General features: G+C 64.1%; 23 protein-coding genes and 1 pseudogene. 14 read left to right on the top strand and 10 right to left on the bottom strand.

Annotated features, from left to right (window positions below; all coding sequences use genetic code 11):
* The first annotated feature begins 223 nt into the window (after nt 1–223).
* The 4 genes from AB0J47_RS25285 to AB0J47_RS25270 all read left to right on the top strand — a co-directional run bounded on the left by AB0J47_RS25285 (nt 224) and on the right by AB0J47_RS25270 (nt 3386).
* The gene (locus AB0J47_RS25285; protein ID WP_364350643.1) at nt 224–1033 is read left to right on the top strand and encodes an SAM-dependent methyltransferase; all 810 of its coding nucleotides are present in this window, start codon (nt 224–226) and stop codon (nt 1031–1033) included.
* A gap of 24 nt (nt 1034–1057) precedes the next feature.
* A complete protein-coding gene (locus tag AB0J47_RS25280) occupies nt 1058–2338 on the top strand; it encodes a sensor domain-containing diguanylate cyclase (RefSeq protein WP_364350640.1) in 1281 nt (426 codons plus the stop codon).
* Nucleotides 2339–2452: 114 nt separating this feature from the next.
* Nucleotides 2453–2710, top strand: a complete 258-nt coding sequence (locus AB0J47_RS25275; RefSeq protein ID WP_364350690.1) for a GNAT family protein — start codon at nt 2453–2455, stop codon at nt 2708–2710.
* 175 nt (nt 2711–2885) lie between these two features.
* Nucleotides 2886–3386: a CGNR zinc finger domain-containing protein gene (locus tag AB0J47_RS25270; RefSeq protein ID WP_364350637.1), complete on the top strand. Its 501-nt coding sequence runs from the start codon at nt 2886–2888 to the stop codon at nt 3384–3386.
* Nucleotides 3387–3448: 62 nt separating this feature from the next.
* Here the strand turns inward: AB0J47_RS25270 and AB0J47_RS25265 are convergent, their stop codons facing one another.
* From AB0J47_RS25265 to AB0J47_RS25255, 3 genes are all read right to left on the bottom strand, one after another.
* Nucleotides 3449–3847, bottom strand: a complete 399-nt coding sequence (locus AB0J47_RS25265) for a hypothetical protein (RefSeq protein WP_364350634.1) — start codon at nt 3845–3847, stop codon at nt 3449–3451.
* Between the two features lie 36 nt (nt 3848–3883).
* A complete protein-coding gene (locus AB0J47_RS25260) occupies nt 3884–4663 on the bottom strand; it encodes a hypothetical protein (RefSeq protein WP_364350631.1) in 780 nt (259 codons plus the stop codon).
* A gap of 673 nt (nt 4664–5336) precedes the next feature.
* On the bottom strand, nt 5337–5603 hold the full coding sequence (locus AB0J47_RS25255) for a hypothetical protein (protein ID WP_364350628.1): 267 nt from the start codon (nt 5601–5603) through the stop codon (nt 5337–5339).
* 239 nt (nt 5604–5842) lie between these two features.
* Here AB0J47_RS25255 and AB0J47_RS25250 point away from each other — a divergent pair, with 239 nt between their 5' ends.
* The 7 genes from AB0J47_RS25250 to AB0J47_RS25220 all read left to right on the top strand — a co-directional run bounded on the left by AB0J47_RS25250 (nt 5843) and on the right by AB0J47_RS25220 (nt 12713).
* Nucleotides 5843–6925, top strand: a complete 1083-nt coding sequence (locus AB0J47_RS25250; RefSeq protein ID WP_364350625.1) for a substrate-binding domain-containing protein — start codon at nt 5843–5845, stop codon at nt 6923–6925.
* Nucleotides 6926–7001: 76 nt separating this feature from the next.
* Nucleotides 7002–7772, top strand: coding sequence for an ATP-binding cassette domain-containing protein (locus AB0J47_RS25245; protein ID WP_364350622.1), 771 nt, complete (start codon nt 7002–7004; stop codon nt 7770–7772).
* Nucleotides 7769–9010 carry an ABC transporter permease gene (locus AB0J47_RS25240; protein ID WP_364350619.1) on the top strand — a complete coding sequence of 414 codons (1242 nt, stop codon included), beginning with the start codon at nt 7769–7771 and terminating at the stop codon, nt 9008–9010. Before AB0J47_RS25245 ends, AB0J47_RS25240 begins: the two co-directional genes overlap by 4 nt.
* 27 nt (nt 9011–9037) lie before the next feature.
* Nucleotides 9038–10231 (top strand): ROK family protein, encoded by a 1194-nt coding sequence (locus AB0J47_RS25235; protein WP_364350616.1) that lies wholly within the window; start codon nt 9038–9040, stop codon nt 10229–10231.
* Nucleotides 10232–10501: 270 nt separating this feature from the next.
* Nucleotides 10502–10966 (top strand): Rv3235 family protein, encoded by a 465-nt coding sequence (locus AB0J47_RS25230; RefSeq protein WP_364350613.1) that lies wholly within the window; start codon nt 10502–10504, stop codon nt 10964–10966.
* 394 nt (nt 10967–11360) lie between these two features.
* Nucleotides 11361–11999, top strand: a complete 639-nt coding sequence (locus AB0J47_RS25225) for a class I SAM-dependent methyltransferase (RefSeq protein ID WP_364350610.1) — start codon at nt 11361–11363, stop codon at nt 11997–11999.
* A gap of 3 nt (nt 12000–12002) precedes the next feature.
* A complete protein-coding gene (locus AB0J47_RS25220) occupies nt 12003–12713 on the top strand; it encodes a haloacid dehalogenase type II (RefSeq protein ID WP_364350607.1) in 711 nt (236 codons plus the stop codon).
* Nucleotide 12714: 1 nt separating this feature from the next.
* Here the strand turns inward: AB0J47_RS25220 and AB0J47_RS25215 are convergent, their stop codons facing one another.
* A complete protein-coding gene (locus AB0J47_RS25215) occupies nt 12715–13569 on the bottom strand; it encodes an SAM-dependent methyltransferase (protein ID WP_364350604.1) in 855 nt (284 codons plus the stop codon).
* 32 nt (nt 13570–13601) lie between these two features.
* Nucleotides 13602–14234: a TetR/AcrR family transcriptional regulator gene (locus tag AB0J47_RS25210; protein WP_364350601.1), complete on the bottom strand. Its 633-nt coding sequence runs from the start codon at nt 14232–14234 to the stop codon at nt 13602–13604.
* Between the two features lie 451 nt (nt 14235–14685).
* Here AB0J47_RS25210 and AB0J47_RS25205 point away from each other — a divergent pair, with 451 nt between their 5' ends.
* Nucleotides 14686–16083: a lipase family protein gene (locus AB0J47_RS25205; protein ID WP_364350598.1), complete on the top strand. Its 1398-nt coding sequence runs from the start codon at nt 14686–14688 to the stop codon at nt 16081–16083.
* A gap of 85 nt (nt 16084–16168) precedes the next feature.
* Here the strand turns inward: AB0J47_RS25205 and AB0J47_RS25200 are convergent, their stop codons facing one another.
* The gene (locus AB0J47_RS25200) at nt 16169–16588 is read right to left on the bottom strand and encodes a nuclear transport factor 2 family protein (protein WP_364350595.1); all 420 of its coding nucleotides are present in this window, start codon (nt 16586–16588) and stop codon (nt 16169–16171) included.
* A gap of 104 nt (nt 16589–16692) precedes the next feature.
* Between AB0J47_RS25200 and AB0J47_RS25195 the strand changes: the two are divergent.
* Both AB0J47_RS25195 and AB0J47_RS25190 read left to right on the top strand, forming a co-directional pair.
* A pseudogene (locus AB0J47_RS25195) lies at nt 16693–16827 on the top strand (Ada metal-binding domain-containing protein); the annotation flags it as partial.
* A 51-nt stretch (nt 16828–16878) separates the two neighbouring features.
* Nucleotides 16879–17676 (top strand): helix-turn-helix domain-containing protein, encoded by a 798-nt coding sequence (locus AB0J47_RS25190; protein ID WP_364350687.1) that lies wholly within the window; start codon nt 16879–16881, stop codon nt 17674–17676.
* Between the two features lies 1 nt (nt 17677).
* On the opposite strand, the gene AB0J47_RS25185 is transcribed toward AB0J47_RS25190, so the two are convergent.
* From AB0J47_RS25185 to AB0J47_RS25170, 4 genes are all read right to left on the bottom strand, one after another.
* Nucleotides 17678–18598 carry an alpha/beta fold hydrolase gene (locus AB0J47_RS25185; RefSeq protein ID WP_364350592.1) on the bottom strand — a complete coding sequence of 307 codons (921 nt, stop codon included), beginning with the start codon at nt 18596–18598 and terminating at the stop codon, nt 17678–17680.
* On the bottom strand, nt 18595–21042 hold the full coding sequence (locus AB0J47_RS25180) for a glycoside hydrolase family 3 C-terminal domain-containing protein (protein ID WP_364350589.1): 2448 nt from the start codon (nt 21040–21042) through the stop codon (nt 18595–18597). Before AB0J47_RS25180 ends, AB0J47_RS25185 begins: the two co-directional genes overlap by 4 nt.
* 97 nt (nt 21043–21139) lie before the next feature.
* On the bottom strand, nt 21140–21730 hold the full coding sequence (locus AB0J47_RS25175; RefSeq protein WP_364350586.1) for a TetR/AcrR family transcriptional regulator: 591 nt from the start codon (nt 21728–21730) through the stop codon (nt 21140–21142).
* Between the two features lie 238 nt (nt 21731–21968).
* Nucleotides 21969–22874, bottom strand: coding sequence for an SGNH/GDSL hydrolase family protein (locus AB0J47_RS25170; protein ID WP_364350583.1), 906 nt, complete (start codon nt 22872–22874; stop codon nt 21969–21971).
* Between the last annotated feature and the right edge of the window lie 263 nt (nt 22875–23137).

Here is a 23137-nt window from a genome sequence, read left to right as displayed (position 1 = left end):
TTGATATTGCTGCCGTCCGACAGCGTAGTCGATGTTGCACTCATGCGCATGTGTGAATATGAATCGCCGCTCGAAGGCCCAGGTCAACAGTGGCGAATTCGTGATCATTCGGACCGACCGGCCCGACTACTATGCGGACTGCACCATTCGGTGATCAACAACGCGGTATCCGGCGGTGCGGACCTGGATGGGTTGGTCCGGTGGTGAATGCAGAGGGGATGCGATGGACAGGCCTGCGTGGGCGCCCGAGGGCGTGGATATGCAACAGGCGAGCCCGGCACGGATGTATGACGCCTTGCTGGGCGGCTCACACAATTTCGAGATCGATCGCAAAGCCGCCGAGGCCGGCAAACAACTGGTGCCCGACCTGCCCCGTCTGGCGCTGAGCAATCGGGCTTTCCTGCGCCGTGCGGTCCGCTTCCTGGCCGACCAGGGGGTGCGTCAGTTCCTCGATATCGGTTCGGGCATTCCGACGGCGGGCAATGTGCACGAGGTCGCACAGTCCATTGATCCGGAGATTCGCGTGCTCTACGCCGATATCGATCCGGTCGCGGTCGCCCACGCCCGCGCGATTCTGGTGGACAACGACAAGGTCGCCGCCATCGAAGCCGACCTGCGCAAGCCCGATGAGCTGCTCGCCCGAGTCCGCGAGACCGGCCGCATCGATTTCGCGCAACCGGTCGGGGTGTTGCTGGTTGCGGTGCTGCACTTGGTATCCGACGAAGAGCTGCCGGTCGAGAAGGTTTCCGCGCTGCATGCGGCTGTCCCCACCGGAAGCTACGTCGCGATCTCACACCTGACATCGGAGCTGCGCCCCGAGGACGCGGGCAAGCTCGGTCGCAATGCGGCCGATGTGACCCGCGTCGGCATCCACTTCCGCTCGAAGGACGGTATCTGCGCGATGTTCGACGGGTGGGAGCTGGTCGAGCCCGGTGTCGTCGAGTTACCTGCCTGGCGGCCGGAATCCGAACGCGACCTATACGAGACGCCGGGCCGATCGCTCGGCCTGGCGGGCGTCGGCCGGAAAGTCTGACCGGAGCCGTGGCAGGGGGTTCGTGTGGGGACGCGTGAGCTGGCGATGCGATGGGCGGATGCGCTCGACGGCGCTGTCGCTCCGATCATCACCCGAAGCCAAATCGAAACTCTGCTAGCGGAACTCGCCGATGTGCTGATCGCGGCCCTGCGCGGGACGCGGGAGGTCACGGTTGCCCAGGACGCCGCCGCGGTGCTCGTCACGGCGAATTATCGTGACCAGATCGCCGTCAGCCGTTCGGTTCTGGTTATCTGCCGGGATATGGTTCGTGAAATCTGCCCCACCGGAACCGAATCCGATTACGTGCCAGTTCGCGAGCGTGCGATAGTTGTCGCTGCCGAGTTCGCCGCGGGTTTCACCTCTGCGCTGCGGAACGCGGCATTAGGGGAGCAGGAAACCACACTCGCAGCGGCGTTTTCGGCCGCGCAGGAGGCCGAGGTGCGAAGGCAATTGTCGGAGGCCAGGTTCGAAGCGGTCTTCGCGGGAGCGTCGGTTGGGATCGGGACTGTCGACGTCACCGGTCGGGTACTGGAGGTGAACGCGGCCATGGCCGATATGCTCGGACTACCCGCGGCGATGATGCCCGGTCGGTCGGTCGCCGAATTGCTCGGTCCCGCGAATATCGGTGACGCATATGCCAATTTGGAGCACCTACTCAGCGGTCGGACCGACCGCTTCCGTCTCGAAACCGACCATCTCCGCCGCGACGGCACCATCACCAGCATCGACCTGTCCATGTCCGCGGTCCGCGACAGCAGTGGGCGGGTCCGCTTCCTGATCGGTGTCGCCGTCGACGTCACCGAACGCAAACAACTGGCCGACCAGCTGTGGCACGATGCCAACCACGACAGCCTGACCGGCTTGCCCAATCGTGTCCTGTTCTTCAATCGACTGGCCAATGCCATTCCACCAGTTGGTGTTTGCTATCTGGACCTCGACGGCTTCAAGGAAGTCAACGATGTGTGGGGGCATACGATAGGGGATCGGGTGCTGCGCGACGTTGCCCAGCGGCTTCGGCAATCCGCCGAATCCGTCGGCGGATTGGTCGCGCGAATCGGCGGCGACGAGTTCATCGTACTCGTCGAGAAGTGCACTGGCACAGAGCAATTGGAAGCAATTTCCGCGCTGCTGCTCGACGGGCTCGGCACGCCGATCCAGGTGGGCGGGCGGCCCGTGGTCGTAGGCGCCAGCATCGGAACGGTTTTCGCCGAAGACCGCCCCACCGATATCGACGAAATGATGCACGCCGTCGACACCGCGATGTACCGCAACAAGGCCATGGGAGGACGCCGGCTCCGGCATTAGCTACCAACGGGCGGCCGACACCGGCCGGATCTATGGGATCCGGCTGGAGGGCAAGTTGGTCCACAGCGTCCTGTTTCGGACGATGGTCCTCGCACTCGGCGTCGCCGAAGCGGACTGCTGGAGCCCTCGGCGGCGGGCCGTGGCCTGGCGACCCGGACCGCCCGCGTGATCATCGACTGGGCAATCCAGGAGCGCGGCATCCACCGCGTGGGGTGGCTGGTCGCGTCACCGAATCATGCCGGCATCGCCGTGACGCGGCGGTTGGGAATGACCGAAGACGGTGTGCTATGGGAGTTTTGCCCGCCTCGTGGGCAGCGGCTCGATGTGGAGGTCTGGTCAGTGCCGGCTCCGGAGTGGCGGGCGGGCAGCTAGGCCCATCGTGCTGGTCCCTGCCAGCGCCACCACGGAGCCGTGCTCGCTGATCAGCCACCGCCCGCAGATGCAACGCAGGTAGCTGATGGCGCCGTGCGACGACACGAGGGTAGGCGACGACCAGGAGCAAGACGGGCAGGTAGCGATCATGCATCCAGCCTGATGTAATGACTTAGTGCATTTCAACCCTTACGGAGGCGCGGCGGCCGAACTCGCCGCTCGACTGGTGAACGCGGACCCGCGGCAAGACCTGTTGCAGCTACTCGCCGATTCCGGATACAAGCCGCTCGGCACCCTCAACATCCGGCAGACCGCCGAGCTGCGCCGCTGGATCGCGCGGCTCGACGAGGTCTTCACCGAACCGAGCGTCGAGTTGCTCAACTCCCTATTGGCCGAAACGACCAGCCAGCCCTACATCTCCACCCACGACGGCCGCGCGCCGCACCTGCACTACGCCCGAGAGGACGCTCCGACCGATGAGCGCGTCAAGGCGTACACCGCGGCCGGGCTCGCGGAGCTTTTCTGCGAGGATCCCGGCCGCATCGGACGTTGCGCTCGCGAAGGGTGCGGCATTGTCTTCGTCGACACCTCACGCAACGGCAGGCGCAGATACTGTTCGACCCGCTGTTCGACCCGCGTGCACGTCGCCGAGCACCGAACCCGTCGCTCCGCCTGATCTTGGGCGAGCGGCTGACCGCATTCTGCTGGCGATCGCGTCCCCGTCGGCAAAGGATCCGCCTAGGCCTGGAGGTTGATCCGCTCCCACGACAGTGCCTCCCGCCACCCCGGCCGCTGAGAAGCCCAGTCCTGCACCACTTTCACTACCAACTCGAAGGCGGGCGAGTATGCACTGTCCCACGGCGCCGTATCGTGCACCGTGGCTCGGAAATGTTGATCGGGCCCGCCGTCGCGGTATTCGATGAAGTATCCGTGACCATCCTCCGGATCCACTTGGTCATCCATATGAACCTGGATGTAAAAGTGGCCGAGCGGCACCAGATTCGGGCGTTCGACAATGATGTACGGATACCTGAAGTTCATGTCGGCGAGCAGGTCGTGCACGGCTTCGTCGGACGGATTGTCGACCGCACGATCCGGAGCCGCGCTCGTCGCCCTGACTTCAACCATTTCGTTCATGCCATGCATTCTTGCCGAATTCTCCTGGGACTCGGATCAGTCCCGGAGCCGCACCGGCAACGCCTCCAATCCATGAGACCGCCATGATGCCCGATACTCCAGCTCGGATTCCGGCACAGCCAGGCGCACTCGCGGATACCGAACGAACAACTCCGGCACCACCGCGTCGACGATCAGATCGCTGACCTGTGCGCCCAGGCAATAGTGGGGTCCGCGCCCGAACATCAGGCTCGGTCGCCCATTGCGGGCAGGATCCGAATCGGCACCGAATACCGACAAGAGCACGGTGTCGCCCTTGGGGATGATCTGGTCGCCAATCATCAAGTCGCTGACGGCGAATCGCCGAATCGCGAACGGCAGCGGATTGGCAGCCTCCATCAACTCGCCACGCCGAGCCATCCAGTCGTCTGGTACATCAGCGGCCAAGAGCGCGGCAAATATGTTGCCGCACAAATGAACCACATTCTCCAGGCCGGCCAGCATCATCAGAAACGCCAGCGAAATCAGCTCATCCTCGGACAGGAGGTCCGCATCGGCACGCGCCCACACCCATCCACTGATCAGATCATCGCCCGGCTCGTCGCGTTTGGACCGCACCAGGCTTGTGAATGTCCCTGCCAGCCATTCGACCGCCTCCGCCAGTCGGCTGGCGGACTCCTTCGACGTAGTGTCGAACGTCACCATCGCGGTAGCGGCATCGCGCAGCGCGTCATGCCGATCAGCTGGCACACCGAGCAGTTCACCGATCACGAGTGCTGGCACCGGAACACAGAGCTGATTCAGTAAATCGACTGTGCCACTGACCGTTTCGTCCATCGTACGAAACGTGGCCGCGCTGATCCGCTGAACTACCTCCCGAAGCGAATCGGCCGACCTCCGCGAGAACGCGGGCGCAGCGAGCCGCCGTATCCGAATATGCTCGGCACCATCCAAATTCAGCAGATTCCGATCCAACGCACGCGGCAACGAAAACCCCGAATACCCACCCCCTGAATACCGCTTATCCACACTCAGCCGCACATCGCCCAACAGCCCCGCTACCTCGTCATACCCACTGACGACCCAAACCGGCTGCCCTCCAGGAAGTTCGGCCCTGCGCACCGCCCCACGCCATGCACCGTGCTCACGCCACCGATTTCGACCAGAGACCCCAACAGGACATCTATCCACCGCAACTCCTCACGACCGTCCACTCCGAGGATATTGCGCCGGACAAGCCTGGAACGTTCCCGCCCCAGGCTCCGGCCACGTCACGAAGCACGTACCGTTCATCGACTTGGTCGCCGAGAGAACTCGAGGGGATGCGCCAACGGAGCTTGTTGGTTGTTGAAGACGGTGGGCCCTCGCCGTTCGCTGATTACGAATCGCTGCCGAGTCGCGGCTTCCGGTATGCGCTCGGGGTGCCGTCGGGGCCGAATTCCGGGCCGGCGAAGCCGGTGGGGTGGTCATCGGGTTCGTAGAGGAAACGGATCACGGTGCCGTTTCGGGCTCACACCGCGCCTTGATCGGATTCGGGGCGCGGCACTGGCCCTCCGTCATCACCGAGCTTTCGGGTTGCGGCCTCGAGGAGGCTTGGATCCGCGTAGATCTCGGCGGTGTGGCGCCATTCGACGAGTAGCTGGGAGACCGGCGCGAGGTTGTCGATCGAAACCGATGCTTGCAAGGTCGAGACCAATTGTCGGAGGAGGTCTTCAACCGCGCTCCCGGGCAGGAACGTCGTCCATGGAAGCGCCGAGGGGAGGATCCTGCGCAGCATCGGAGGGCCTCCCCGCATCGTGCACGAGCCCCGATAGGAGTCGCGCCGAGAGGTCGACCACTTCGTCATCCTGAGTGGCGCGTTCTGCGCTTGAAACCGGATTGTTATCGCAAACAACAAATATCTTTGCGAAACGGCTGTGCTTCGGCTCGCGGTGCAATATGTTGCATCGAACAACATTCGCTCTTGCTCGACTGCCCGGCTTGATCGGGCGGTGGTTCGACGAAAGGCTCGCCCTCATGCGTAAGGGGATCCTCGGCATTGCGGCCGTATCGGTCGCGCTTCTCACCTCGCTCACTGCCTGCGGGGACGACAATAAGGACTCCGGGGGTGGGGGCGCCAAGATCGGGGTGATCCTGCCGGACAGCAAGACCTCCGCGCGGTGGGAGACGGCGGATCGGAAGTATCTGCAGGCGGCGTTCGACGCGGCGGGGATCAAGGCGGATATCCAGAACGCGCAGGGGGATAAGAACGCCTTCCAGACCATCGCGGATCAGATGATCACCAATGGCGCCTCGGTGCTCATGATCACCAACCTCGACAGCGGGACCGGCAAGGCCGTGATCCAGAAGGCGAAGTCGCAGGGTGTGACCGTAATCGATTACGACAGACTGACTCTCGGCGGCGGGGCACCGTTCTATGTGTCGTTCGACAATGTCAAGGTCGGCAAGTTGATGGGGGACGGGCTGGCCAAGTGCCTCACCGATAAGAAGGCCGTCAATCCGATCATCGCGTATCTGAATGGTGGCCCGACCGATAACAACGCGACGCTGTTCAAGAACGGCTACGACAGCGTGCTCGAGCCGAAGTTCGACTCGGGTGAGTATGTGAAGGGGCCGGATCAGGCGGTGCCGGAGTGGGATAACACCAAGGCGGGCACAATTTTCGAGCAGATGCTCACCGGCACACCGAATCTCGGCGGCGTGGTCGCAGCCAACGACGGGCTCGGCAATGCCGCTATCGCGGTGCTGAAGAAGCAGAAGCTGAACGGCCAGATCCCGGTGACCGGCCAGGATGCCACGGTCCAGGGCTTGCAGAACGTGCTCGCGGGCGATCAGTGCATGACCGTCTACAAGGCCATCAAGTTGGAAGCCGATGCTGGTGCGAAGTTGGCGATCGCACTCGCGAAGGGTGAGAAGGGCGAGGCGAACAGCACCGTCGACGATCCGGAAGCTAATGCGAAAGTGCCTGCGGTGCTACTGGAACCGAAGGCCATCTTCAAGGACAACGTGAACGATGTTGTCGCGGATGGCTATGTCACCAAGGCCGAGCTGTGCACCGGCGAATTCGCCAAGCTCTGCGCGGATAACGGGGTCCGCTGATCGTGTTACCCCGCCCCTTCCGCGATTCGATGAGGGGACCGCGGAAGGGGCGCCCCCAACTTGAGGAGCTGCACCCATGCCGGATACCCCGGTCATCGAATTACGCGGGATAGAAAAGAGTTTCGGTCCCGTCCACGTCTTGCACGAGGTTGCGTTCTCCGCGTACTCGGGTGAGGTGACGGCGCTGGTCGGCGATAACGGCGCGGGCAAGTCCACCCTGGTCAAGTGCATCGGCGGCACCCACCCGATCGATTCGGGTGAATTCCTGTTCGAGGGCAGGCCGGTGCGTGTGCACAGTCCGCGTGAGGCAGCCGACCTCGGCATCGAGATCGTGTACCAGGATCTCGCGCTCTGCGACAACCTCGACATCGTGCAGAACATGTTCCTCGGCCGGGAGAAGAAGCACGGCCTGGTCCTCGACGAGTACGGGATGGAGGAGCTGGCCGGAAAGACTTTGGCGGGCTTATCGGTTCGGACGGTTAAGTCGGTGCGACAGCAGGTGGCAAGTCTGTCCGGCGGTCAGCGTCAGACGGTCGCGATCGCGAAAGCCGTGCTGTGGAACAGCAAGGTGGTGATCCTGGACGAGCCGACGGCCGCGCTGGGTGTCGCGCAGACCCAGCAGGTGCTCGAGTTGGTTCGCCGACTGGCCGATAAAGGCCTTGCGGTGGTGTTGATTTCGCACAATATGAACGACGTTTTCGCGGTCTCGGATCGGATCGCAGCGCTGTATCTCGGACGTATGGCGGCCCAGGTGCGCACCGCCGACGTGACGCACGCGCAGGTCGTCGAACTGATCACCGCCGGTCGCAGCGGAAGTCTCGGCCTCGGAAATGGAGCAAGTGTATGAGCGCCGTGGTTACGGATAAGTTGGAGGCCACGTCCTCGCCGGCGATCGAGCTGGTCAACACGTATATCGGGCGGGTGCGCAGCGGGAATATGGGTGCGCTGCCGTCGATTATCGCGCTGGCGGTGCTGTCGGTGGTGTTCTGGATCGCGCGGCCGGTGTTCATGACGCAGGGCAATTTCGCGAATCTCTTAACCCAGGGCGCGGCCATCGCGGTGATCGCCATGGGGCTGATCTTCGTATTGCTACTCGGTGAGATCGATCTGTCTGCCGGATTCGCCAGCGGTGTGTGTGCAGCGGTGCTCGCGGTACTGCTCACCGATAAGGGATGGCCTTGGTACGCAGCGATTCTCGCCTCGCTGCTCACTGGCGTCGCGATCGGGCTGACCATCGGCTCGATCGTGGTGAAGATCGGAATCCCTTCGTTCGTGGTGACATTGGCGGCGTTCCTGGCATTGCAGGGTGTCGCGCTGAAGATCATGGACAACGGACGAAATATCTCGATCCACGATGAGACGATCGTCGCGATCGCAAATAAGAATGTGCCGCCTTGGCTCGGCTGGGTCATGTACGCGGCGTTGCTGGCCGGATTCGCGGTAATCCAATACCGAAAACTGCGCGCGCGTACCAAGCTCGGTCTCACCGGTGAGACCGCGCCGGTGATCGCGTTGCGGATCGCGGCGGTTGCCGTGGTGGCGGGTGCGGCGGTGCTGATTCTCAATGACGAGCGCAGTCGCAATCCGGCGATCAACTCGCTCAAGGGCATGCCGATCGTGGTGCCGTTGATCGTTGCGCTGCTACTGCTTTGGACGTTCGTGCTCAACCGCACCTCGTTCGGCCGACATATCTATGCGGTCGGCGGCAGTGCGGAAGCGGCTCGGCGGGCGGGCATTCCGGTCGATCGGATCAAAATCTGTGCCTTCGTGCTGTGTTCGACAATGGCCGCGGTGGGCGGGCTGATCGCGGCATCACGGGCCAACTCCGTGGATCCGAATACCGGCGGCAGCGATGTGTTGCTGACCGCTGTCGGAGCGGCCGTGATCGGCGGTACAAGTCTGTTCGGTGGGCGTGGGCGGATGCTCGACGCGGTGCTCGGTGCGGCGGTGGTCGCGGTGATCAATAACGGAATGGGCCTGATGGGCTACAGCGCGGGCACCAAATTCGTTGTGACAGGATTCGTGCTGCTGTTGGCAGCGGGAGTGGATGCGCTGTCGCGCAAGCGTGCGTTGCCAGGAAGTTGACCGAGAACCGGGAGGAGGTTCGCCCGAATGAGAGCTGCACCTTCCCCGGACGAGATCCGGCGGCAGAACCTTGCCGTGCTGCTGCGGCATGTCCACTCGAGCGGACCCATGTCGCGGACGGCACTCGCCGAGCGGATGGGGCTCAATCGCAGCACCATTCTGGCGCTGACCGCCGACCTCGCCGCGGCCGGTCTGGTCAGCGAGGAGCTGCCGGGGCAGACGGGGAAGGCAGGGCGGCCGTCGTTGGTGGTGCGGCCGGAATCGGAGCGGGTTTATGGGGTGGCGCTGGATGTCGGGGCGGATCGGCTCGCGGTGGCCCGGGTCGGGTTGGGCGGGGTGATTCTCGATCGTCGGGAAACACGCCGTCCCAGCGGCGCATTCGATCCGAATGATGTGATCGGTGCGCTGGTGGATCTCGCGGAGAACATGATTCGCGGGTCCGGGCCCGAGACCATGTGTGTGGGTGTGGGAGTCGCGTTCTGCGGGATGGTGCGTGAGCAGGACGGGGTCGTTCGGTACGGGCCGAATATCGGGTGGGTGGATGTGCCGGTCGGGGCGCGGCTTTCGGAGCGTCTCGGGTTGCGCGTCGTGGTCGGCAATAATGCCAACCTCGGTGCGCTCGCCGAACGTGAGCGGGGTGTCGGCGTCGGGGTCGCGGACATGATCTATCTGCACGGCGAGGTCGGTATCGGAGGCGGAATCATCATGGGCGGCAAGCTGCTCGGTGGTGAGGGCGGTTATGGGGGCGAGGTCGGGCACATGATCGTCAATCCGGGTGGGCGGGCGTGCACGTGCGGGTCGCATGGTTGTTTGGAGGCCGAGGCGGGGGAGCTCGCCTTGATCGCGGCTGCTGGGCGGACGGATCTCACCGGGCGTGCGGCTGTGGAGGCGATTGTGGATGCCGCCGCGCGTGGTGATGCCACTGCCCGAGATGCGTTGCACCAGGTTGGGGATTGGCTCGGATATGGCGTTGCGAACCTGGTCAATATTTTCAATCCGACGATGATTGTGTTCGGTGGTGTGCTCCGTGAGATATATCTCGCCTCCGCTGCGCAGGTCCGAAGCCGGCTTGCAGTGAACGGCCTGCTCGCGGTCCGTGAGCGGGTTCGCCTGCGCACCTCTGCCCTCGCCGACGATGCCCCTCTGGTCGGTGCCGCCGAACTCGCCTTCGCCGACGTCCTCACCGACCCGCTGCAAACCCTCGCCCGCATCTCCACCTGACTCGTATCAAGATCAGGTGGAATATGTGCGGGCATCGGCCGACTTGGGCCTGCTCCACCAGTGCCACCTGACCTTGATTGTGTTGACGCCAGAGCGGTCGCTTGGGTGGTTTACCTGCGGGGATATTCGTGGAATGCTGGCGCGGTCCGAGCTCGGGGGTAGTAGTTCGAACTCAATTGGGGGTGTTGCATGGAGAGACATCCGTCGGGGCTTTCGTATGCACCGAGGACTGAGCCGCCGTTGTTGCCGTACCGTGCGGCCGGGAGCCGCGTGGAATTCGAGGATCCGCCGCGTGCGTCACCGTGCCGCACGCCGTTATCGCGGAATGATCAGACCGGACGATCCGGCCCGCCGGGTGTGCGGCGGGCGCTCAGTGCCGGGCACGCAGAGTTGCCTCCGGTCGTCGAATTGGATTCGACGGCACAGCAATTCGTTGAGCGTGCGCTGCGGCTGGCGCTCGAGATACTCGACCACCGCCGCCCCGTCGCCCAACTCGCCGGAATGGCCACGCCCGCAGTGGTCTCCGCGGTCCGGACCATAGTTCGAGCCGACCTCGCACCAGGCCGAACGCTCGGTGTCGCCGTGCTCCAACGTGCGAGCCTCATGATGGTCGACGCCTCGACCGCGGAAGTCTTCGCCTCCTACGACCGCGGCCGCCAACACTTCGCCATCGCCGCGCGCATCGCCCGCACCCGCTCAACGGACTGGAAATTGACTGTCTTTCGGGTGCGGTAAATCCCAACGCGCAGCCAGTAGTCGCCACGGTGCGGACTTCGGTCCGTGCCGTGTCCGGACTGTTCCTGGCGTGTCGATGCAATGAATCCGCGGACGGGCATCGGGTGGGCCCCGCTGATGCCTAGTTCGCGACCGTCCGCGTCCGGCGCTGCGACGTGGATGTCTGCGGACGCGGGCTGCGGCATGTGCCCGGCTTGGCGGTGCTGTCCTTGCCGTCGGCGTCGGCGTATGTGTGGACGCTCGGCGGTGTGGGCGGCGCGTGCCTCCACAACGGACGCCGACTACGACGGGCGCCGCCACATTCGAGGTTCGTCTGCCCTGGGCGCGCCGCGGTCTTCCCGAGGCCGTTAGTCCACGGCGGGCGCGGGGTGCGGGCCGGAACTACGCTGGCTGGATGATCGGCACGCGACGCAGTTATGACCTGGTGGCCGAGCGTTATGCCGATGAGCTTGGGGACGAGTTGCGGGGTAAGCCGTTGGATCGGGGGATATTGGGAGTGTTTGCCGAGCTCACCAACGGGGGTGTGGTTGCGGATATTGGTTGTGGGCCGGGGCATGTCGCGGCGTATCTCGCGGGACGCGCGGTGCGGGCGGTTGGTATGGATCTTTCGCCTGCGATGTGTTCGGTGGCGCGGCGGACCAATTCGGTGGCGGTTGGTGCTGCTGACATGACTGCGCTGCCGGTGCGGGCGCAGTCGTTGGCGGGGTTGGTTTGTCTGTACGCGGTGATCCATTTGGACGAGCAACAACGGGCGGCGGCCTATGCGGAGTTCGCGCGGGTGTTGCGTCCGGGTGGTCATGCGCTCATTGCATTTCACACCGGCGACCCGGACATTCCGATCGGCGGGGCCAAGAGGCTTACGGACTGGTGGGGCCATCAGGTTGACCTCACCTTCCATTACCTGGACCCGTCTGCAGAATCCGAAGCCTTGGCGACGGCTGGTCTGGCCCTCGAGGCGCGCCTGGACCGGGAACCGCATCCGGATGCCGAACATCCGAGTCGGCGCAGCTATCTGCTGGTCCAGCGCGTATAGGGAATGGTGCGAATTATGTTGCGGGCATTGCTTTTCGATGTGCAGGGTACGGCCACAGACTTTCATTCGACCGTCTGCGCCGAAGCTCGAAGAATCGGTGGTGCCCGATATCGCCACATCGATTGGCCCGGTTTCGTAGACCACTGGCGTGCCGAGTACTTCGCCGCCCTGCGGAAGGCGAAGCCCGACCGAGACAACTGGGTCACCGTGCATTCGGTCTACGCCAACACGCTGGATGGCCTATTGGGTGACTACGGGATCGACCTATCGCCCGACCGACGCGCGGATCTCACCCTTGCCTGGCAGCGACTCGAACCCTGGCCCGATGTGGTCACCGGATTAAACAGGCTCGCAAGCAAATTCACGATCGCAACCTTGTCGAACGCGGATGTCGCCGCCGTGGTGAATATGTCGAAGCGCGCCGGGCTGCCGTGGGATGCGGTGTTCACCGCCGAGATGGCGGGCGCGTTCAAGCCCGACCCCACGGTGTATCGCATGGCCGCAAGGTATCTGGGGCTGGAACCTTCCGAGATCATGATGGTCGCCAGCCACAAGTACGACATTCAGGCGGCGGGCGCACTGGGTTTCCGGACGGCCTTCGTCGCACGTCCGCTCGAGTTCGGCAAAGGTGGTGACGTGGACGTCTCTTTCGACGACGATTTCGACATCAACGCCACCGACTTCCTCGATCTCGCAGATCAACTCGACTGCTGATCTACCCGGTTCGCATGGCACACAGCACATGTGGCGCAACAGCAGAAGCCTTTCGCGGCGCGATACCGAGGTAGCCGGCGATGAGGTGGGGTGCGTCACGATCGTCGAGCTGATCGAATCCTGTCTCCAGCAAGATATTTGCGATCTCATCGGCAGTGAAGAAGCTCAGCCATGGCTCACCGATCGATGCCACCAGATCGGCGCGCGCGGTGCGATGATCCATCTCCTCGGGCGTGGATGCCGAAGCGGGATAGAGATAGTCGAAGACCAACCGCACCGGTGTCGCCTGGCCCGCGACGAACCGTAGGGTGTCCAGGATCGTGTCGCGAGTCAGGTACATGATGACGCCGAGCCAGACGAATACGGCCGGTCGAGTCCGATCGAATCCGGCCGCAGCCAATCCTGCTGCGAGCGTTTGGCTTTCGAAGTCGACCGGGGCGAAGGTCAATGACGCCGGGAGTTCGATGCCCGCCGAATCGAGCTGCTGCCGCTTCCATTCCTGGGTATCGGGATGATCGACCTCGAATACCCGCACATCCGGATGCGGGTTGCGATAGGCGAATGTGTCCAGTCCTGCACCGAGAATCACTACCTGCCGGGTGCCCGTCGCTACCGCATCGGCAACGGTGTCCTCGGCGAAGCGCGCACGGGCGGCCAGGAACAGACGGCGTCGGCGGCGTAGGTCCGAGTCGTCCTGAATCGTCGCGGTCTCCAGATCGGCCAGTTGACCGGGCGTGACTCCCGCGATTCGAACGGCCAGCGGATCGGTGAAGATGCGCGGCTCGCTCGCGATCTGGTGGTAGGCGCGCGCGTAGGCCGTGGCCAGGGCGGTGCGACTTGGCTGACCGAGTTGCATACGCCGAACCTACGTGGCCGCTGCCCGCCGCGCTATTCCTCGGTGATGATCAGCGAGGTGGCGATGGGGGCGAGCACCTCGACCAGTTGCGTGATCGGCGGGCGTGGGTCGGCCAGAATCCATTCGTGCGCGACGCCGTTGATCGCGCCGATGAGTGCGCTTGCCGCCCAGGTGATTCCACCGCGGACGCGGATGTCCGGGCCCGCGATCGAGATGAGCAGCGCCTCGATTGCCGCTGCCCAGGCGTGGCGGCGCTCACGTCGGTGCTGTTCCATGCGTTCGCTGACCCCGACCACCTCGATGAAGGCGACCTTGGCCCGGTACGGGTCGGAGCTGATCGAACCGATGAACGCCGTCAGCACCGCGGTGAGCCCGGCTGCGATATCCGTATCCGGACCCAGCGCCGCGACGGCCTGCCCGACCACCGCCGCGGACTGGTCCTGGATGTAGTCGTAGGACGCGATGAGCACATCTTCCCTGGTCTGGAACTCCTCGTAGAACTGCCGCTTGGACAGCCCGGCCGCGGTGCACACATCGGCCAGCGAGCAGTCCGCGTAGCCGCGCTCGGCGAAGGTGCGGATGGCGGCGTCCAGGAATCGCTGCCGTCGCTCGGCCTTCCGCTCGCTCACTGCGCGGCCGCCGTACTGCCTGTCCACGATGGTCACAGCTGCACCTCGCAAGCGCTCGGCTGCGCTGCGACCAAGGGTGCTTCGCCTTTGGTTGCCTCGCTGTGCTCGATCACAGGCACCACGGTATCCGAGCGGTCACGCGGACTGCTCGGTGTGCTGTGGCGGCTCGGGTCAGCCCAGGATGAAGGCCCTGCCCAGCGCATCCTGTGCGCCATAGAAGAGCAAGAAGACGTAGTACAGAACCGTCGAGACCGGTTCATTGGGACCGTGCATATTTCCTCGGAGCTTCCCCAGCAAGCTGTCCGGCACCAACCGGCCGGTTCGGTGAAAGTTACGTCATCTGCGGCCGCTCGGCATATCGAGTCGCCAAATCAGGACTATGTCACTGCCCACCTATGCGGTCGTTGTTGCGATCCACATCACTCTTATGTCATAGTCGCCCACATGTGAGACGGAGTGGTCTCACAGTCTGTGAAGGGGATGGAAGTTGATCAATCCGCTGGCGGGTCGTGCCCGGCGAATCATGTTCTCGGCCGCAGTCACGGCCATCGCACTGCTCGCGACGACCGCGGTCACGGTCGCCGAGCCGCCGGGGGAACCGGTCGCGGTGCAACCTGCGGCACCGTTCCCGCTGCCGCCCGAATTGGATCCGGGTTTCTACCATCCGGCCGCCGAATTGGTGGCGAGCAAGGCGCCGGGCGAGATCATCGCGGCGCGGCAGGTGAATGTCGCCAACTTCGGGTTGATCCCGGTGAATGTCGATGCCTGGCAGGTCTCCTACCGCTCGAACAACAGCCGGGACGAGGCGATCGCGGCCGTCGCGACGGTGGTGAAGCCGCGCGGTTCGGCGCCGGACAAGCTCGTCTCGATGCAGATCGCCGAAGATTCTTTGGCTGGATACTGCGCTCCTTCCTATGCGGTGCAACAGTTTTCGGTCAGCCCGTTCGTCGGGCAGATCGTCGCGCCTGCCGAGTGGGTGATCGCGCAGGGGGCGGTGCAGCAGGGCTGGGCGGTCGTCATTCCCGATCATCAGGGACCGAACAATGCCTATGCGGCCGGACCGCTGGCCGGGCGGATCACGCTCGACGGCATCCGTGCGGCGCGCAATCTGGAGCCGATGCGGCTCGCATCCGACGCCCGGATCGGTATGTACGGCTACTCCGGCGGCGCCATTGCCACCGGTCACGCGGCCGAATTGAAGCAGGGCTATGCGCCCGAACTCGATATCGTTGGTGCGGCCGAGGGCGGTGTGCCCGCCGATCTTGGTGTGACGCTGAATGTCGCGAACAATCAGCTCACCTCCGGTCTGGTCCTGGGCGCCGTCAACGGGCTCACCCGCGAATACCCGGATTTCGCCCGATTCATCGAGGGGAATATCGATCTGCTCGGTAAGGCGGTGTCGACCGTCCAGGGCGGGTTGTGTGTGCAGTATGTATCCGCGTTGCTGCCGTTCCTGAACCTGAAGGGCATGCTCCGGGTGCCCGGCGATCCGATCCAGCACCCGGCGGTCGTCGACGTGCTCGACAAGACCCGCATGGGTAAGTCGGTACCCGATATGCCGATGTACATCTGGCAGGGCAATCCGGATGAAATCATCCCGGTGGGGCAGGTGAATGCTCTGGTCGATGCCTACTGCCAAAGTCCTTCCGCGAGTGTGCAATACACCCGCGAGCACTTCGCCGAGCATGTTGTCACCGAGGTTTCGGGCACTGCGCCCGCTCTCCTGTGGCTGCGTGATCGGCTCGATGGTGTTCCAGCGCAACAGGGTTGCAGCACCGCTGATGTCGGCTGGTTGGCCTTGGACCCGAACGGAATCGAGCTGCTGAAGGCAACCTTTGGTGAGACCTTCGCTTCATTCTTCGGTAAGCCGATCGGTGTGAAGTGAGTTGAACCTCCGGTCCGATCCAGACCGGAGGTTCAATCGTCCAGGCTGCCGGAGATCGGGCCGAAGTTGCCGAGAGACGGCACTCTCAGTCGGCGCTGAACAATTCCTCCGCCCGGCGGGTGTCCATGTACTCGCGGACGCGGTGGATCAGGCCGTCGCGCAATTCGAAGACGAAGCAGTAGTCGTTGTCGTAGTGATTGCCATTCATCAATGTCGCGCGCATCCGCTCCTCGACGACGACCGTCGTGCCCTCGGCGATGATGGCGGTGAACTCCACACTTCGATCGGCGACGAAGACGGTCGGAAACTCCCTGGTCAGGAAGCGCACGATGCGGTCGCGGCCGACGAGGTGATGGGTGCCGTCGATGGCGCGGGCGGTGGCGTTCTGCGGCGGGGCGAGCCATTCGGCGTCCGGGGCGAATACCGCGGCAATGCGGTCGGGATCCTGCGTCGCGAATTCGCGCCAAGCCCGGATGATCGTATCTTTGCTCGTCAGTACATTCATTCGACCAATCCTGGGTGGCGCGGCGCCGCCGACCACGCCATATCCGGACAGGTCGTGTCCGGATATGGCTGGTCGGTGTGCGGCCCGGCGCGCAGACTCGGGGTATGGGATCGTTCCAAGGCGTCGTCACGACCGGCATCTACTGTTTGCCGCCGTGTCCTGGCCGTCCGCGGGCGGAAAATATCATCCCCTTCACCTCGGCTGCGGGTGCCGAGGCGGCGGGGTTTCGGTCCTGCCACCGCTGTCGGCCCTATCGTGGTGCTGGAAATCCCGCGATTGCGTCCGAATTAGTGTGTCGCGCTGTCGATCTCATTGCCGACGGTGCACTGGACGAGGGCAATGAGGCGGAACTCGCCGCGCGGCTTGCGGTTTCGGAACGTCATCTGCGGCGGATGTTCCATGAGCAGGTCGGCGCGACGCCGGATCAGCTGGCTCGCTCGCGGCGTGCGCATTTCGCGCGACGACTATTGGACGATACCGATCTGTCGGTCACCGATATCGCCTTTGCCGCTGGATTCGGGAGCCTGCGTCAGTTCAACCGGGTGATGGTCGCGATATTTCGCGCAACACCCGTCGAACTGCGCAAACGTCGGCGACGTGCGGACCGTCTGGTCGCCGATGGTGGTCTCGCGCTGCGGGTGCCGGTTGCGGAGGGTACGAATATCGAGCGGCGATTGGCACAGCTCGCGCAGACCGCTATCGCTGGTGTCGAAAGTGCAACGTCGACTTGCTATCGGCGAACGATTGTCATGGACGACGATCCGGGAGTTATCGAAATCTGCTCGGCCACAACAGATGCCGCGCGACTCGTGCTGCACGTGCCGCATATCGAAGGGCTGATCCACCTCGTGTCCAGAGTGCAGCGGCTGCTCGCGGGCCAGCCATGGGATCCATTCGAGGACGACATACGCGGCATGGTGTCGGACAGAGATGTTCTCGACGATCTCGTCACTGCCTATGGCACGCCCATCGGCGGCCTGCAGCAGTTCGGCCTTTCCTACCTCTTCCCGACGCCGACGGCGCTTGCCCCCGCCGACCTGAACGGTCTGGATGCCGTTGGTGCACAAGCGATGCTTTCGCCCTCGTGAACTAGCCGGTTGAGTCGTGCTGGCATGGAATCGGGCGCACGGTCGAATGATCGAGGGCATTGAGCACGAGTGCGGCGGTGGTAGGTGAGAAGACCGTGCCGTTGTGTCCGGCTTTGCTGGCGGCGCAGACGTTTTGGAGGACGTAGTTGTCGACACCGGGTTCCGCGAGTATGGCCTGGGCCTGGCCGAGGGACGAGATCGGGTCGAAACGGCTGCTGATGGTGGTGTAGGTGACGCCGGGGACGGTGATGGGGCCGGAGTTGAGCTCCTGTAGGAAGGCCGATCCGGCCAATAGATCCTTCACCGCGGGCGGGACCGGAAGTTCGTCGCGGAGGTTTCCGGTATTGAGGAGGGTCGCGCCGAGATTGCCGAGCGTGCCGTGTGTCGGCGAGGAGATGGTGGTCACCGAACGGACATCACTGGCGATATCCGGGTCGGTTTTCACGATGTACTGCGCCATGATGCCGCCCTCGGAATGACCGATCAGGTCGACCTTCGATGCGCCGAGCCGGGTGGTCAGCGCGGTCAGTTTCTGCTTGACCTCGATCGCCGAGTCGGCCAGCGGACCATTGCCGCCGCCCTGCATGGCATTGCTGCCCCCATAAGAGAAGGAATAGACACACAGGCCCGCATTGGCGAGGGCCGGTCCGAGATAGCCCCAGGCTCGGTACTCGTCGCCCGCGAAACCATGCAGTAGGACAACGGGAACCGCGCCAGGGACGGTGGGCACGCAGTCGTACCGGTTGACTCCGGGCGGCGTGGGCGCTTCGACCTTGCCCTCCTGTACCCAGCGGGTCTCCTCGTCCTGCACCTGCTCCCAAGTGGCGGTCGGATACGGTCCGGGCTCGGCGGCGGCCATCGGCATCGCCGCAGCGCATAGTGCAAATCCGGTGAGGAACAAGGTGATTCGGTGCAACCTCATGCGTGCAATCCTTGAATAGCGGTGGTCAGGCGGATATCGGCAACCGATCGGCCGGTCAGCAGGTCGTAGGCGCCGGTGGGTAGTACCCAGGTTTCGGTTGCCTCGTCCCAGGATTCGGCGGCTCGGCGGGGAATCGGGAGCGCCACCTCGGCGGTCTCCCCCGGCTCGGCTTCGACAACCGCGAAGGCGGCCAGCCGTCGGTCCGGTTGCGATGAATGAGCGATATATGTCTGGATCGTTTCGCGGCCGCGACGATCGCCGGCATTGCGAACGCGAACAGTCAGCGTGCCGAGCGCACGCTCGGCCAAGGGATCAGGATCGAACACAGCGCTCTCGTATTCCCAGTTGGTGTAACCGATTCCGTGTCCGAACCAATACGCCGGCGCGATCGAAAGTCGTTGCCACGCACGGTATCCGATGTAGGCACCCTCCTCGTAGGCGAGGGCACCGTCGGTCGGCGTGACATTCAGTACCGGCGCGTCATCCTGATGCGTGGGCCAGGTGGTGGGCAGCCGTCCGCTCGGCTCGGCTCGGCCCATGAGCACATCGGCCAGTGCGGCGCCGCCTTCCTGTCCCGGAAACCACGTGAGCAGGACAGCCGCGACATCCTCGGCCCACGGCATGTGTACGGGTGAGCCGGTATTCACCACGACCACGGTGCGAGGATTGGCGGCGGCGACCCGCGCGACGAGCTCGTCCTGTCGACCGGGCAGCGAAAGCGATGTGCGGTCGAAGCTTTCGCTCTCCACCTCGGGCGTAGTGGCGACGACCACCACGGCCACATCGGCCGAAGCCGCCGCGGCGACCGCTTCTTCGATGAGCGCCTCGGGGTCGATATTCGGTTCCTGATGGCCGAGCGAGAACTTCTCGAAGGCAATGGGCATTTCCGGCATCGTCGTGACGGTATGCGTAACATGCACCGAAACTCGCTGTCCCGCAGTAAGTTCGACATCGAAAAGCGTCTCCGGCGGACGGAGCAAGGCGGCCAGCGGATCGCCCTGCGCGACGATGGTTTCGTCGAAACAAGTCATATCGCCGATCGTCAGTCGGAACGCCCCGACGCCCGCGATGGCCATCGTATGCGTTCCGGTCGCTCGTGGCGTGAAGGTTCCGGTGACATCGACCCGATGCAGTTCCCCGACCGCGATACCGTCCGGGAATTCACCGATCCATTCGATCGCGGCTTCCGGCAGCGGATGCTCGCCGAGCAAGCGGTCACCGGCGCCATAGAGCTGGACCCGCAGATCGAAACCCTCCTCGGCGGCGGGAATCTTGACTCGGGGGTCCGCGCCGACGGCATAGACCAGTTCGGTATCCGCATCGAGTACTGCCCGCAAGCCCTCGAGTGGCGAGATGGTATGCGGCGGGAACACCTGGGCGCTACCGCCACCGAGCGCCCTCGGCTGGTCAGCGGTCTGGCCGATCACCGCGATGCGACCGACCGTGCCGAACGGCAGGACGCCGTTCTCGTTGCGCAGCAGCACAATCGAGCGTTGTGCGATCTCGCGAGCCAGCGCGTCGCCGTTGAGCGCCCCAGGCACGGTTGCGACTTGTGGTGGTGCCCCGGCCAACGCACCGACCCGAGCGGCGAGCCGAAGCATATGTCGCGCCATCTGCTCGATCGTCTCGGCCGGAACCTCGCCTGCGCGAACGGCTTCCGCGAGAGCCTGCCCGAAGACGCTCTGCGGACCCGGCATCGCGATATCGAGTCCGCCGACGGCCGCACCGACGGTATTGCGAGCCGCCGTCCAGTCGGACACGATTGCGCCATCGAAACCCCAACGCGCACGCACGATTTCGTTCTGCAATGCGCTGTTCTCGGTCATCGTGACCCCGTTGACGCTGTTGTAGGCCGCCATCAATGCCCACGGCGAGGCCTGCTCGACCACGGTTTCGAACGGGGCCAGATATAGCTCATGCAGTGCGCGCTGGGATACCCGCACGTCGACGGTGAATCGGTCGGTCTCGGAATCATTGGCCACGAAATGCTTCGGTGTCGCGGCAACACCACCCTCCTGAACACCGGTCACATAGGCCGCGCCGATAGCCCCGGTCAGCAGCGGATCCTCCGAGTAGCACTCGAAATGCCTGCCGCCCAACGGACTTCGATGCAGATTGAGCGTGGGTGCCAGCAGCATGTGCACGCCCTTGCGTCGTGCCTCCTGCGCGAGGAGTTGCCCGGCCTGCCGAGCCAGAGTCGGATCCCAGGTCGCGGCCAGTGCGGTCGGGCTCGGCAGGGCGATCGAAGGGTCCTCCGGACTCCAGTGCACACCGCGCACGCCGATCGGACCGTCGGACATCACGACGGACGCCAGCCCGATCTCCGGAATCGCGGGCAGGGACCACATGTCCTGTCCGGCGAGCAGGCGGCAACGGGAATCCAGATCCAGTGCGGCCAAAGCCTTTTCGACTACTGCCTCGCGGTCGGCTCGGTGATTCGCCATGTCGGTCGACTCCCTTGTTCGGCTGAAGCGCGGGCATCTAACCTCGAAGTATGAAGGCTTTACCTAGCAGGCGGTAGGTAAAGTAATCAATACGTTATCATTGCGATTCTGGGCGGATCAATTGCAGGAACTTGCGCAGCAGCGCGGACATATCCACATCATCCGGCGATAGCAACCACTGCTGTTGCAACCCGTCCAGCACCGCGATCAGCAACACTGCGGCATCTCTATGTGAGACACCGCGCGGCGGATCACCGCCCAGATCACGCTCCAGGAAGGCCGTCAGCATTTCCCGGGCCTTTGCGTATCGATCGACGAAATACTCGCGCGCCGGATGATCTTGGGTGACGCTTTCGGCCGCGAGCACCGTGAACGACTGCACGATTCCGGGTCGCTCGGCATTGCGTTCCACCAGTTCGGCGAGGATTTCCAGGGTTGTCGAACGACCCTGTGCGGTGGCGAGCAGGACATCGAGATCGTTCTGATCCCGCAGTGCGAGCACATTCGCCAGTAGCGTCTGCTTATTGGGGAAGTAGTGCAGCACACCCTGCTGGCTGAGCCCGACCCGCTCTGCGACGATCGCAATGGTCGCGCCTTGATAGCCGCGTTCCGCGAAAACCTCGAGGGCTGCCTCCAGGATCGCTCGACGACGATCCTCGTGACCGGCCCGGCCCGGGGTCCGTCTCATGCGGTGCGCTCTTCTGCTGCGTCCATTGTTCGCAGACTAGCGAATCGCCATTGACAGCGGCGGTTTCGGCGCGTCTACCAGCTATCAATGCTAGATCTAGCATTGATAGACCTCACGCGGTGCGGTCTGGGAGGAACTGGGCATCAACCCTGCTCGGCTGACCGATCGGCTCGCGATTCACGACACCGCGTCCCAGTGACGGGACACTGGGCGCTGTACCGCGCCCAGTGCCGCGATCTCACCGCAGCGCGGCGACAACCTGCTGTGCGATGTTCTGCTCACCGAAAGTGTTGGGATGCAGCGGGACGATGGATGGAGTCGACAGCGAGGGGATCAGCCCGTTGATCCACTGCTGCTCCGGTGCGGCGCACATATCGTGTCCGATGCTGGAGGTGGCCGTGTCGACGAAGATCGCGTCGTGTGCGGCGGCGACATTGCGCAACAGCGTATTGAGGTTGACCAGCACATCCTGGAGGTAGTCGGCGTCGCGCGGCCATGCGGGCTGCTGCGCGGGACAGGCTCCAGCGCGCGACGCGGTCGGGTAGCCGACGATCACGACCGTGGCTTCGGGTGCGCGCGAGCGGATTTCATCGATCGCGTTCCCGTAGACGGGTGCCAACTCGCTGGTTCGTTCCGCGAAAGTGTCGACGCCGTTCGCCGTGAAGGTGTCCGTGCACGACGTGCCGTAGGGTTCGGGCAAGATATTGCCGCACAGCAGAGCCTGCTTCGCCAGACCGATATCGTTGCCGCCCATGGTCATTGTGACCAAGGTTGTGTCGGGTGTCAGCGCATCGAACTGGGGGGCGGCGGTTCCGGAGACGACGCCGCGCTGCGGGCTCGTGAGGTCGTCCAAGGTGGCCCCGCCGCAGGTGACGTCCTTGAAGGTCGCGACGCCGAGTTCCTTCGCGACCAGCGTTGGATAGTTGACCGCAGACCGTGAACATGTGGCGAGTTCGGTTTGCGGAAATACGCCCGCGCCCGCGGCGAAGGAATCACCGAGAGCCACATAGTGCGTGTCCGCGGTCGGTTCGGCGCTCGCTTGCCCGGTGATAGCGGCGCTCGCCGCGACTGCGATCGCGGCTGCGGTGACCGCCGGTCGCACCTTTCCGAGTGGGTGGGTCCAGCTGCCGAAAACTTGCATCATGTCTCCTCGTGAACCCATGACCGGACGAATTCGGATCTGAACTCCCAGGAGTAACTCGCGCCGACGGGATCGAACCTGGACATCCGACCAATCCGGACTGAGTCTAGCGCCAATTCGTCAATCCCGAATAATTTTTGGTTTTCCCGCTGCCATTTTCTGGTCGCTGCGCTCGGCTGCACGCCGATGCCTCGGGCGATGTTGGGGGATAGCGCATTTCGCGACGCTGTCAGCGACTAGGCATCGTTTCAGATCCATGTCGTCGG

The sequence above is a fragment of the Nocardia sp. NPDC049737 genome (assembly GCF_040674755.1).
GTDB lineage: Bacteria > Actinomycetota > Actinomycetes > Mycobacteriales > Mycobacteriaceae > Nocardia.
The sequence above is the reverse complement of the archived record's forward strand: the minus strand, read 5'-3'. Positions and strand labels throughout refer to the sequence as shown.